General features: G+C 57.0%; 10 protein-coding genes. 4 read left to right on the top strand and 6 right to left on the bottom strand.

Annotated features, from left to right (window positions below):
* Nucleotides 1-92 precede the first annotated feature (92 nt).
* Nucleotides 93-2,216: a PQQ-dependent dehydrogenase, methanol/ethanol family gene (locus tag AZE99_RS03780; protein ID WP_067198218.1), complete on the top strand. Its 2,124-nt coding sequence runs from the start codon at nt 93-95 to the stop codon at nt 2,214-2,216.
* A 197-nt stretch (nt 2,217-2,413) separates the two neighbouring features.
* On the opposite strand, the gene AZE99_RS03775 is transcribed toward AZE99_RS03780, so the two are convergent.
* On the bottom strand, nt 2,414-3,010 hold the full coding sequence (locus AZE99_RS03775) for a hypothetical protein (protein ID WP_067198216.1): 597 nt from the start codon (nt 3,008-3,010) through the stop codon (nt 2,414-2,416).
* 374 nt (nt 3,011-3,384) lie between these two features.
* On the opposite strand from AZE99_RS03775, the gene AZE99_RS03770 reads away from it, so the two are divergent.
* Together AZE99_RS03770 and glnA are read left to right on the top strand one after the other, a co-directional pair.
* Entirely contained in the window at nt 3,385-3,723 is a 339-nt protein-coding gene (locus AZE99_RS03770) for a P-II family nitrogen regulator (RefSeq protein ID WP_067198215.1), read from the top strand.
* A gap of 49 nt (nt 3,724-3,772) precedes the next feature.
* Nucleotides 3,773-5,185 (top strand): type I glutamate--ammonia ligase, encoded by a 1,413-nt coding sequence (gene glnA / locus AZE99_RS03765; protein ID WP_067198213.1) that lies wholly within the window; start codon nt 3,773-3,775, stop codon nt 5,183-5,185.
* Nucleotides 5,186-5,310: 125 nt separating this feature from the next.
* On the opposite strand, the gene AZE99_RS03760 is transcribed toward glnA, so the two are convergent.
* From AZE99_RS03760 to AZE99_RS03745, 4 genes are all read right to left on the bottom strand, one after another.
* The gene (locus tag AZE99_RS03760; RefSeq protein WP_067198211.1) at nt 5,311-7,506 is read right to left on the bottom strand and encodes a TonB-dependent receptor; all 2,196 of its coding nucleotides are present in this window, start codon (nt 7,504-7,506) and stop codon (nt 5,311-5,313) included.
* Between the two features lie 31 nt (nt 7,507-7,537).
* On the bottom strand, nt 7,538-7,729 hold the full coding sequence (locus AZE99_RS03755) for a hypothetical protein (protein WP_067198210.1): 192 nt from the start codon (nt 7,727-7,729) through the stop codon (nt 7,538-7,540).
* Nucleotides 7,726-8,892 (bottom strand): PepSY-associated TM helix domain-containing protein, encoded by a 1,167-nt coding sequence (locus AZE99_RS03750; protein WP_067198208.1) that lies wholly within the window; start codon nt 8,890-8,892, stop codon nt 7,726-7,728. The genes AZE99_RS03755 and AZE99_RS03750 overlap by 4 nt, the downstream gene beginning before the upstream one ends.
* 193 nt (nt 8,893-9,085) lie before the next feature.
* Nucleotides 9,086-9,829 (bottom strand): SDR family oxidoreductase, encoded by a 744-nt coding sequence (locus tag AZE99_RS03745; protein ID WP_067198207.1) that lies wholly within the window; start codon nt 9,827-9,829, stop codon nt 9,086-9,088.
* A gap of 135 nt (nt 9,830-9,964) precedes the next feature.
* On the opposite strand from AZE99_RS03745, the gene AZE99_RS03740 reads away from it, so the two are divergent.
* Entirely contained in the window at nt 9,965-10,366 is a 402-nt protein-coding gene (locus AZE99_RS03740) for a winged helix-turn-helix transcriptional regulator (protein WP_156472323.1), read from the top strand.
* A 124-nt stretch (nt 10,367-10,490) separates the two neighbouring features.
* Here the strand turns inward: AZE99_RS03740 and AZE99_RS03735 are convergent, their stop codons facing one another.
* On the bottom strand, nt 10,491-12,266 hold the full coding sequence (locus AZE99_RS03735; RefSeq protein WP_156472091.1) for a hypothetical protein: 1,776 nt from the start codon (nt 12,264-12,266) through the stop codon (nt 10,491-10,493).
* Nucleotides 12,267-12,663: the final 397 nt, after the last annotated feature.

The following is a 12,663-nucleotide window of genomic DNA, read 5'->3' as shown; positions in this document are numbered from 1 at the left end:
ACCTATAATCCTTGACCATCCGCCCAGAGTTTAGCTAGTCAGTTAAATTGCACGGGCGGCAGACCGTCCGGCGGTTTTTTAGGAGACGGGTAATGCGCAGGCTGGGGATATTGTTGATGCCATTGATGCTGGCGGCTTGCCAAAGCCAGACCAGCGAACCGGGTACGACCGATGCGGTCATGAACGCGGACTGGAGCAATATCGGCTTTGACGCCAAGGAACAGCGCCACAGCCCGCTCGACCAGATCAACGAAAGCAATGTCGGCGAACTTGGTGTCGCCTGGTTCCAGGACCTGCCCGATGCCCGTGGTCAGGAAGCGACCCCGGTTGAAGTGGACGGCAAGCTCTATATCTCGACCGCCTGGTCAAAGGTTTTTGCCTATGATGCCAAGACCGGCGAGGAACTCTGGTCCTATGATCCCGGCGTGGCTGGCGAGAAAGCGGTCGATGCCTGTTGCGACGTGGTCAATCGCGGGGTAGCGATCAACCGCGGCAAGCTGTTTTTCGGCACCATTGACGGGCGCCTGATCGCGCTGGACCGGAATACCGGCGCGCGATTGTGGGAAACCCAGACCACTGACAACAGCAAGCCTTACACAATCACCGGCGCACCCCGGGTCGTCAAGAATATGGTGATTATCGGCAATGGCGGCGCCGAATTCGGCGTGCGCGGTTATGTCTCCGCCTATGACATTCGCGACGGCAATCTGAAATGGCGCTTTTACACCGTGCCCAATCCGAAAGGCGAAGCGGACGGTGCAGCCAGCGACGAAATTTTTGCCAAGGCGGCCAACAAGACCTGGGGCGACGGCGAATGGAAAGTTTCCGGTGGCGGCGGCACGGTCTGGGACAGCATCGTCTATGACGAGGATCTCGACCAGCTCTATTTTGGCGTCGGCAACGGCAACCCCTGGAATCACGGCCTGCGTTCGGGCGGCGAAGGCGACAATCTGTTCCTCTCCTCGATCGTCGCGGTCAATCCCGATACCGGGAAATATCTCTGGCATTATCAGGAAACACCAGCGGAAACCTGGGACTATACGGCGACCCAGCATATCATCCAGGCCGAGATGCCGATCGACGGCAAGATGCGGAAGGTGCTTTACCATGCACCGAAAAACGGCTTTTTCTTCGTCATCGACCGGCTCGATGGCACGCTGATCAGCGCCGAGCCTTTTGTCGACGGAATCAACTGGGCCACCGGCTATGATCTGACCACTGGTCGCCCGATCGAAAATCCGGCGGCCCGATTCTACAAGACCAAGGAGCCGTTTGTCGCCATCCCCGGCGCGCTGGGTGCGCATAACTGGCATCCGATGAGCTATAATCCGAAGACCGGCCTCGTCTATATCCCGGCCCAGCAAATCCCACAGGGCTATGAAGTGCCGGTTTCGGAAATCGACAAGAAACGCGAACGGCTGGGATTCAATGTCGGGATCGGCTGGGCGATCGGCCAGTTGCCGGACGACAAGGATGTCTACAAGGCGGCAGTTGCCGCCACCACCGGCAAGCTGGTCGCGTTCAACCCGAAAACCGGCAAGGTCGAATGGAGCGTCGACTATCCGGCAGCCTGGAATGGCGGCACGATGACGACGGCCGGCAATCTGGTGTTCCAAGGCACCAGCACCGGCTTTTTCAAGGCTTATTCGGCGGACAAGGGTACGGAATTGCTCAGCCTGCCGATGCAGTCCGGCATCGTCAGCGCGCCATCCACCTATATGATCGACGGCGAGCAATATGTCGCATTCCTGACCAGCAAGGGTGGTGCCTTTCCGCTGGTCGCCGGTGTCGCCGGTGGCGTGACTCGCCAGCTGCCCAATATTCCGCGGCTGGTGGTGCTGAAACTGGGCGGCAAAGCCAAATTGCCTGCTCTGCCCGAAAAAGGCGAAGTGATCTGGGACCCGCCGGTACAAACCGGAACCCCGGAACAGATTGCTGCCGGCAAGGGACTTTACGGGCGCAATTGCCTGGTCTGTCATGGCGACAGCGCTATCGGCAATGGCTTCACGCCTGACCTTAGGGTTAGCGGCGTGCTGCCTGACACCGAAGCCTGGGCGTCGGTCGTTACCGGCGGAGCGCTGAAACAGCATGGCATGGTCGGTTTCGGATCACAGCTGAAAGACGAGCAGGTGGAAAATATCCGCCACTATGTCGTCAACCGGTCGATCTGGACGAAGGAAAACCTGCCCGAGATGACCGCTCCAACGGCGCGCTGATCGCAAGGAAATTATTAGCCAAAACTAGGACAACTAAATGCATAGGTTAGTAAGCAATCTTTGATTTTAGACCGGCGCTAGGTAACTGCAGAACCAGTATGATGATAAAAATGATCAGGCCGAGAACTAGCGGAACTACATAAATAGCTCTCGGCTTGAGAGCAGCCATCGAGGTTCTGTGCAGAGCGTGTTTGTCGCTATGGTGTGTGCATCGCCTCAGCTACCATCACTAGTTTATCCGCATAGTGAAGCGCAGCAGTTGCAACTGACAAAACGTCCGGATTGATGGATTCCCCTAAGTGAGACTCAGGCGGGTCAATAACTCTACCATCTCGTGCTGTTATCGGATCAAGAGTAACGCCAGGGCCTGATAGTTTTACTGGATCATAGACTGGTTTCCCGTCCGGACCGTAAAGCGTGATTTCGCGAGTTTCCGGATCGAATCTCATACTTGCGATGGAAACTTCGTAACTCTTAGCTGGAAATTTGACTAAACCATCATGAGGAAGGGCTGACCGGCCAACGCCGTGCTCTTCATCGTTTCGCGCCTCAAACACATACTTTAACAGCGGATCGGTTTTCTTCTCTCGAGACACTCCACCAAACCATTGCATTTCTTGCGGCGTTGTTTTTGAAGCTTTTTTGACTTGTTCGTAGACACCCTTCCATGCTGTCAGAAAGTCGACCCAATTGTCAGCAATTGTGTTTGGATCTTCAGTTGCACCCATAGCGCTGACAGCACGTTTTGCTGAACGCAGGCGGCTTTTAGCTTTCTCGATTGAGGTGAGGTGCATGACTAGCTCAAAATCCGATACTTACTCCAAAACGAAGACAAAGCATGACGCGAAACTACGTTAAATCAACCGTATTCAACTCCGCCCAAGTCCCACACGTTTAGCAAAAAGGAGTGCCACGAGTCTCAGTCAATCCCGCTGCTAAAAAATCTGCCCAAATTATGGTCATTTGCCGTTGTAAATGCCTGTTTTTTGGGCGGCATTGTCAGCGGGTCGATTAGCTATTAGCAATACACTCAAGCATTCCGGTGATTCTGTTCGCGAATCGATTCTGGCATGGTAATTGAATAGCATCGGGCAATTGTGCCCGACTCAGGCACCTTTCCTCTGCGCATGAGGATTGGCCGAGGAAGAGGTACACAGGGACGTAAAAAATGAAAAAGATTGAAGCGATAATCAAGCCATTCAAACTGGATGAAGTCAAAGAAGCGCTGCATGAAGTCGGCGTTTCCGGAATCACCGTGACCGAAGCCAAAGGTTTTGGCCGGCAGAAAGGCCATACCGAGCTGTATCGCGGCGCGGAATATGTCGTGGATTTCCTTCCCAAGGTGAAGCTTGAAGTCGTCGTCGAGGACAGTCTTGCCGACCGTACGGTCGAGGCAATTGCCGCAGCCGCCCAGACCGGCCGCATCGGCGACGGCAAGATTTTTGTCATTCCGGTCGAATCGGCGCTGCGTATCCGTACCGGAGAGCGCGACAACGACGCCATCTGATCTTTTTTTTCGCAACCACCCAAATAAACCAAAACCAAGGGACTAACAAATGGGCAATACAGCATCTGATATTATCAAAATGATCAAGGACGAGGAAGTCGAATGGGTCGATGTTCGCTTCACCGATCCACGCGGCAAATGGCAGCATCTGTCGATGTGCGCAGGCGTCATCGATGAAGATGTGCTGGAAGAAGGCTTCATGTTTGACGGCAGCTCGATCGAGGGCTGGAAAGCGATCAATGAATCCGACATGATCCTCCGTCCCGACCTCGATGCGGTCTATATGGACCCATTCTCCGCCACGCCGATGATGATCCTGGTCTGCAATATCGTCGAACCGGGTGACGGATCGCTGTACAATCGCGATCCGCGGTCGACCGCTGTCCGCGCCGAAGCCTATCTGAAATCGACCGGTATCGGCGACACCATCTATGTCGGACCGGAACCTGAATTTTTCATGTTCGACGATGTGAAGTTCGAAACCGGCTATGACCGTTCCGGCTTCAAGATCGACGATATCGAGCTGCCGACCAACACCGGCCGCGATTATGATGTCGGCAACATGGGCCATCGTCCCCGCGCCAAGGGCGGCTATTTCCCGGTTGCTCCGGTCGACAGCTGCGTGGATATTCGCGGCGAGATGGTTGCGACCATGCTGGAAATGGGCCTGCCGATGGACAAGCACCATCACGAGGTTGCCTCCGCCCAGCATGAACTCGGCATCACCTTCGGTACGCTGACCGAAACCGCCGACCGCGTGCAAGTCTACAAATATGTCGTGCAGCAGGTTGCCCATGCCTATGGCAAGACCGCAACCTTCATGCCGAAGCCGATCAAGGATGATAACGGCAGCGGCATGCACACGCATATGTCGATCTGGAAAGACGGCAAGCCGCTGTTCGCCGGCAATGAATATGCGGGGCTCTCGGAAATGTGCCTCCACTATATCGGCGGCGTCGTCAAACATGCAAAGGCGATCAACGCTTTCTCCAACCCGACGACCAACAGCTACAAGCGTCTGGTTCCCGGTTTTGAAGCACCGGTGCTGCTCGCCTATTCGAGCCGCAACCGTTCCGCATCCTGCCGGATTCCATATGGTGCAGGCGACAAGGCGAAGCGCGTAGAGTTCCGCTTCCCCGATCCGCTCGCCAACCCGTATCTCTCGTCGGCAGCATTGCTGATGGCGGGTCTCGACGGCATCGAGAACAAGATCCACCCGGGCGAAGCCATGGACAAGAATCTCTATGATCTGCCACCAGCAGAGCTGGCCGAAGTGCCGACGGTTTGCGGTTCGCTCCGTGAAGCGCTGGAAGCATTGGAAGCCGATCACGAGTTCCTGCTCAAGGGCGACGTGTTCACCAAGGACCAGATCGAAGCCTATGCCGAACTGAAATGGGAAGAAGTCAGCCGCTGGGAAACCACGCCGAGCCCGGTTGAATATGACATGTATTATTCGAGCTGATCTTTCCGATCAGGTGAATGGGAAAAAGCCCGGGGCAAGCGATTGCTCCGGGCTTTTTCATGTTCGGGGAACAGGAAAGTGGCTTGCCGACTCCCGCAGGTTGCCCTGCGGGAGTCGGCCATTTCTTAGAATTCGATTGTTGCCGATGCCTTGAACGTGCGCGGTGAGCCCAGTGCCAGATCCGGACGGAACGTATCGAAGGCCGATGCCCAATAGGCTTCGTTGGCCACATTATCGATGCTCAGTCGCAAGGTCAGCGGATTGTCGCCAAGCAGCGCAACATAGCGCGCTCCGATATCGAACCGGGTCCAGGCATCCAGAACCAGCGTATTGGCGATATCGGCAGGCTGTTCGCCGGTATGCACAACACGGCCCGTCAGCGTCAGCGCCGGTACGAACGGCACATCCCATTCGACATTGGCGTTGAGCAGATATTCGGGGACGCCTACCGCATCATTGCCTTCGTTGACGCCGTTTTGTGTCTGGCGCAACTTGGCATCGATCACCGAGCCGCCCGCGATCAGGCGCAGTCCGTCACTGATTTCACCGGAAAGGGTGAACTCGATACCGCGATTGCGCTGGATCCCGTAGGGACCGAATTCGAGCATTGTTGCATCCGTCGGATCGATACGGAGAATGGCCGTCTCGCGGTCGATCTGGAACAGCGCCAGCGCCATGTCTACCGGACCAAGCGAAAGCTTGCCGCCAACCTCATATTGCTCGGACACATAGGGAGAGAGAATTTCTCCGGCATTGCTCACCGGCAGCGGATTCCCGCCTGCAGGATTGGCACCGCTGGTGGGCGCGCTCGCGCCCTGCACCAGCGCTTCGACGCGGTTGGCGTAGAGGGAAAGCCCCTCGACCGGTTTGACGACCAGACCGAAGACCGGCGTCCAGGCGTGTTCCTTATATTCGCCGGTCAGCGCTTCGGTGAAGGCAGAATAGGATTTCGAACCAATCTCCTGCAGACGCACACCAGCGGTGAACATCACCCGGTCGTCCCAGAAACCGATCGTGTCCGAGATGAACGCGCTTTTGAGCCGAGTGCGCGAGACCGGGAACGGATCGTCCAGATTGCCACCGGTAAAGGAGACGGTGGAAGACCGCGTCACCTCGATCGGATCGTAGAGATTATTGAGTTCGGGCGAGGCGGTGTAGAACTCATAGGCATTGCGGTTGACCAGCCAGTTTATCGAACCGCCGAAATTGATCTCGTTCGAAACCCCGCCGGTTTCAAACCGGGCGCGCAATCCCGCCGTCGCCGCCTCATTATTGTCGGTGCGCGGAATATAGGAACTGCTGACCGAGATATCGCCGGTGGTTGCATCGAGCAATGTCGGCGTGCTGTAGACACCCTGTTCCGACCCGTCGCGCGCGCCGAAGGCGGCATAGATCATCACGTTTTCGGCAATATCATATTCGGCGCGGAACTGGCCGAAGACATCGCGCAAGGTGGTATATTGCCAGGGCTGACCGAAATTGGTGCTGGCATCGGGTTCCTCGGGGATAACGCCAAGACCGGCAACGCGCAGTTTCGGCCGGAAATGCGCCACCTTGATCCGCTGATAGGCGAGGTCGAGCGACAGCCGCAGCGGCCCGGAAACATAGTCGAACCCGGCGCCGAGCACATAGGTGCTGCGGAATTCGTCATCGACCGAGACATCGCCGGCCCGCGCGGCGCCGTTGATGCGAATGCCCCATTCACCATCCGCACCCAGGCGGCGGCCAATGTCGAAGCTGCCGCCGACATGCTCCGGTGCGGTATAGCCCAGCGTCGCACGGGTTGTTTCCCGGTCGGTGGCACGTTTGGGGATGAGATTGACGCTGCCGCCTATCCCCGACCCGCCCGGTGCAGCACCGTTCAGGAATGCGCTGGAGCCATTCAGAACTTCCACCGATTCATAGAGTTCGGGAGCAGCAAGCTGGCGGGGCATGATGCCGTAGAGGCCGTCGTAGCCAATATCGTCGCCGCCAAGCGTGAAACCGCGAATATTGAACAGTTCGCCGGCGATGCCGAAACCGGTTGTGGTGCGGATCGTCGGATCATTCTCGAGCACCTGACCAAGCGTCTGTGGCTGCTGATTGAGGATCAGCGCAGAATTGTAGCTGCGGACGCTGAACGGCAGATCTTCGGCCGGCTTGTTGCCCAGCACACCGGCGCTTCCGCCCTGGCGCACACCGGTCTGATTGTCCCGCTGGGCGGTGACGATGATCAGGTCCTTGTCAGCTGGGCTTTCTTGCGCAAACGCAGGGCAAGCCAGTGTAAGCGCTGTGGCGCTTGCGGTGATCAGGAGCGCGGAGCGCGCATGGTTTTGGTTCATTATTTTTCCCTTTTAGTGTGAATTCATATGATTAGTGACGACGGGCCCGCATCGCCCAGACCAGCGCGGCCACCGGAGCGGCGAGCGCCAGCCAGGACAGGCCGTCGCGCCAGCCGTCCCCGGTAAGGGCACTCACCAGTCCGACAATGCCGAGCAGGAAGATTGCCAACGGCCAGGCGAAGATCGTCCGCAGCGGCATGCTGTGCTTGTTGCGCGCGCTCATTCTGCCGGGACCGCCAGCTGTTCAATCTGGCGCAGATGCGCTCGTGAAGAAGCGGCTCCCTTGACCAGCCAGAGATAGAGCCCGCTGCCCAGCACCACGATGGTGAAAAGTGTCAATGCGGCCCACAGCAGCTTGAGGGGCAGTCCGCCATAGTCGCCGAAGTGCAGGGGACGCGAGAGCGACAGCGCCTGATAATACCAGGGCATCGGCCGGGCGTCGGTAAAGTCGCCGGTCTCGGCATCGATCAAGGCAGGAGTCAGCAATCTCTCGGTAAGCGGCGTGTCGCCCTGGAAAAACACCGCATAATGGTGCTGCGAACTGAACGTTCCGCCGGGGAAGGCGATGAATTGCGGATTGTTGCCCGGGAGGACTGCCCGTGCCTGCGCCATGGCGAGATCGAGCGATCCGTAGCGGGCGGGCGGCAGCGGCTCGCGCCCGGCATATTCGCTGGTCATGTCGGCCAGTTCGTTGGCCTGCCAGATATCCTCGATCGGCGTGGACAGCGCATTGATGACACCGGTCAGCCCGACCACCAGCATCCAGGCCATCGCGACAATACCCAGCAGATTGTGATAATCGAGCCATTTCAGGCGTGGACTGCGCGACACCCGCAATGTCCCGAAATCGAGCTTGCGCATAAACGGAGCGTAAAGGACCACTCCGGATATCAGGGCAGCGGTGAACAATATCCCGATCACCGCAAGGAACAGCATTCCGGGCAAGCCGAGGAACATATCGGTGTGCAATTGCAGCAGAAAGTGCATCACACCGCCGTCGCTCTCCGCTTCCATGCCGATCTGCTTGCCGGTCGAGCGGTCCAAGGACTGGATTGTCATTTCGGCGCCGGGCGAATCCGGTCGCGGAGCCGTGGTGATGGTCATTGAAGGCTGGTCGTTATCAAAGGCCATGAATACCGGCACCTCGCCCGGACGGTTGGCCAGCGCGCGGCGCATCATCTCGTCCAGCGGAAGAAGGCCCTGCGCATTGCTGGACGAACCGACGCCGACCATGCCAAATTCCGGCTGATCTTCTGTCAGCAGGTCGATTTCATCATGAAATATCAGCGGCAGACCGGTGGCACAGAGCATCAGCAGGAAAGCGGTGCAGACCAGGCTGCTCCACTTGTGCACCAGAAACCACAGCCGAATCGCCCGTCGCGTCAAATTGAAAATCCTTATTGCAATCGATTATCATTAGCTCTTATCGCCGGGCCTCTTCCATTGCAAGCGGGTAAAACAGATCCCGTGATACTTCTCTAAGACGAGATCTTTCCGATCGGATCAGAAACAAAAAGCCCGGGACAAACACTTGCTCCGGGCTTTTTTGGGTTTGATGGATGGCAGGCAAGGCGCTGTTTCATCGCGGGTTGAGCGCTCTCATCATTGCCGGGAAGCGCTGGTCCTGCTCCGCATTGCGCAATATCCTGGCACGCTCGACGACGATTTCCTCCGGGGTTGGCCGTTGCCGAAATTCGGTCATCACCTGATCGACAAATGTCTCGAGCGGGAGATAGCCGTCGCGGGTCGCCTGTCCTGGCGTGAGATCGGTCTGGACGGCGGGCGGGATGATTTCGATGACCTCAGTCTTGCCCCTGAGTTGTTCTCGCAGAGAAAGGGAGTAGGAATGGATCGCTGCCTTGGTTGCACTATAAGTGGGTGCAGCGACCATGGGAACAAAGGCCAGTCCTGACGATATGGTGACAATGGCCGAATCAGGCTGTGCGGCAAGATGAGCGACAAATGCATCGATCATCCTGATCGGGCCGAGCAGGTTGGTCGTGACCATGGCTTCGGCATCGCCCAGGTCGCGGGCCGACGTCATGTCCTCATAGCGCATCACCCCGGCATTGTTGATGAGGATATTCAGCTCCGGATGGTTGGCGAGTATTGAATCCGCAAAAGATTTGATCGCGGCAGGATCTGCGACATCGAGCAGGCAAGCCGTCATATGCTTTCGCTTGCCGATCGTTTCGGTCAACGGACCCATGCGCCGGCCGGTCACGATCACTATGTTGCCGAGATCGTTGAAACGATGGGCCAGAGCCCGCCCGATGCCGCTGCCGCCGCCGGTGATGAGGATGGTATTGCCGGATATCTTCACAATTTTGTTCCTGTTGCTGTCCCTGATAAATCCCGATTAGCGTTTCACCGACTATTTGATAGAAGGCACCGAGAAGATTTATACTTACCCAAAAGAGAGTGTGACATGAGCAAGCGGTCGCCGGGCAACAGCAACATGGATAGCGGGCGAGAACAGGAATCGGCACCATCTTCCGAGACCACCGACCCGCGTGTCGAGGCGCTCGTCAATCAACTGATCGGGCGTGTGGCGGACAAATGGACGATGCTGGTCGTCGAGGAACTGGCCCATGGCGAAGAATTGCGTTTCACCGAACTCGGACGGCGAGTCAGCGGCATAAGCCAGAAAATGCTGACGCAAACCTTGCGGCAGATGGAACGGGACGGATTGGTGATCCGGACGATCCACCCAGTCATTCCGCCCAAGGTCGAATATCGACTAACCCATCTCGGCCTAAGCCTCGGCGAGGCCTTTTGCGGGGTTTGGATCTGGGCGGAACGCAATCTCGACGAGATAGAAGAAGCCCGGTTGTTGTTTGACAAGCGCGTAGAGCAATAGAGCAGAGGGCCTTTTCAAAGCTTTCCGGAGAAAATTCTGCCTGGCTGCGATCTCCCATGGTCGAAGCCCTGGTCGGCAGGTTGCTTGGCTTTTTGGGTGGACGATGCGGGCTTTACCCCAGACCTCAATCGGCGAAAATTCTGATTATATTTTCATCCCCGCCGGTCAGCACAACGTCGCCATCCGGATTGAACAGGACATTACGGAGCGGTTTCGGTCCGTTGTAGGACGAGAGCTGCCGGCCGGTAGAACTGTCCCACAAGATTAGCCTGCCATCCTCGCCTGCGCTGGCGATGCGGGTGACATTCCGGTTGATCGCGATATCATTGACCGGCCCCGCATGGCCGGAAAAACTCGAAACGATCTGACCTGTGGGGATGGACCACACAGTGACAGTCCCGTTAAAATTGCCGGTAACCAGATGGGTACCGTCGGGGGTGAACACGGCCTTTTTGATTCCGCTAACCGCATTGCCCTGGAGGGTCTGGAGCAATTGGCTGGTGCGGGAGTTATATATGTTGATCTCCTGCGTGGCGCCGGATGCGCTGGCCAGCAAATTGCCGTCCGGACTGAATGTCACGGGGCCATCGACGCCATTGATCTGGAACAGTTGCGCGCCATTATTGGCGTCCCATACGCGCACCATCGCGTTGCCGGTCGTCTGGCTAAAGCAGCCAGCGGCGATCCGCAATCCCTGCGGGTCATAGGCGACAGACTGGCAAAAGCCGGTAGGTGCCCCTTGCAGGATCAAGGCCTGGCTACCGGTGGATGCGTCCCACACATTGACGGTTACCTCTGCCGTATTGCCAGTCTGGCGGCTGCCGGTGACAATCCGCTGTCCGTTTGGACTGAAAGCCGTATCGAGCAGCAAGTCACCTCTGCCCTGAAGCGAGATTGCCACGGCATGCACCAGAGTCTGGCCCGACGAATCCCATATGGAAAGCGTGTTGTCCCAGCCTCCCGTTGCGATCCGGTGACTGTCAGGTCGCATCGCCAATGTCTGGGTATCGGCAGTGTAGTTCAGTTTATTTGTCAGCCTGTTGATCGTGCCGGGGGACCCGACCGGCTGTTGGAATTGCGGTTGCTGAACCGGCGGTTGTTGCCATTGCGGCCGCTGTGCTTGCGGTTGCCACACCTGGGGTTGCTGCCATTGTGGTTGCGGAACGGGTGGTTGATATTGTGGTACGGGTGGCGCTTGGTAGCCGCCTTGATATCCGCCGGCAAAGACCTGCGGCTGTGCAAATTGGCTACCGAAATTTGGGGTCGGCAATCCGCTGGCATTCACGCCGCGGAAATTGAACCACATGTGTCGCTGACCCCTCAGGAATATGACCGCACGATTATTGTCCCATCGTGCCGCGCCGGTGATTTGTCCGGCGACGTTTTGCAGGCTCGGCAAGGTGATCGCGTTCATCGCAATCGGACCAAATGCGATATTTCTTTGTGCCATATCATATTCGATATATTGCCCGTCACTCAGGAAGAATAATATCGTACTTCCCTTGAATCGGAGCGCTGCTTCTATCTTGTTGCCATAGGGCGCCAATCCCGGCCAATTATTGTTATCAATATAGCTGAGCCGCTGGACAACATTCTCGCTATTGGCATCAAGCCCGACATATTGGCCCGTTCGCAAAAAGAGATATTTCACGCCGCCATAGCTGAATGATGCCGTCAGTTGCGGCATATAGGGACCCAGATTTGTTCGACTGAGGTCGTTGGGGCCGGATCCGGGGTTCGTTGTCCTTGTGTCATATTGCATGACACCGCGGTCGTTGCGAACCAGAAAAACCTGGTTTCCAGGGCTTTCGATGCCAGCGTCAATCTCTTCCGCCTGCGCATGGGCCAAGCCGGGAATGATCGCGACTCCCAATGCCAATGCCAAAAGGGGCGGCTTCATATTTGTGATATTGTTTCGAACGCGCATAATATATCCTTCAACAGATGATTGCACTGAGAGGGTAAAGTTTCGCTCGGCATGCTTTCGCGCAACTGGCTGCCAGCGAATGGCGCCCATCATCCGTAACCGGATTTTTCGATGTTGGTCATGTCATGACAATCGCGGCACGGCGCAATTATGTCCGACTGAAAATGGTCCAATCCGGATTGCAATCGAGCGGCTGAATATTCCAGCCGGGCGAGCCAGTGTCCTGCAATCCATTGCATCCTATTCCCCCCGGCCCGCATATTCATTCCTGCGAATGACCAGCCCGAGCAAAGCAGTCATTGGATCGCCAACCTGAGAAAATGGGAGAATATGCTCCACCATGAGCTGCAGGAGCGCGGCCACCTTATCA

Source organism: Sphingorhabdus sp. M41, assembly GCF_001586275.1.
In the GTDB taxonomy this organism is placed as follows: domain Bacteria; phylum Pseudomonadota; class Alphaproteobacteria; order Sphingomonadales; family Sphingomonadaceae; genus Parasphingorhabdus.
The sequence above is the reverse complement of the archived record's forward strand: the minus strand, read 5'-3'. Positions and strand labels throughout refer to the sequence as shown.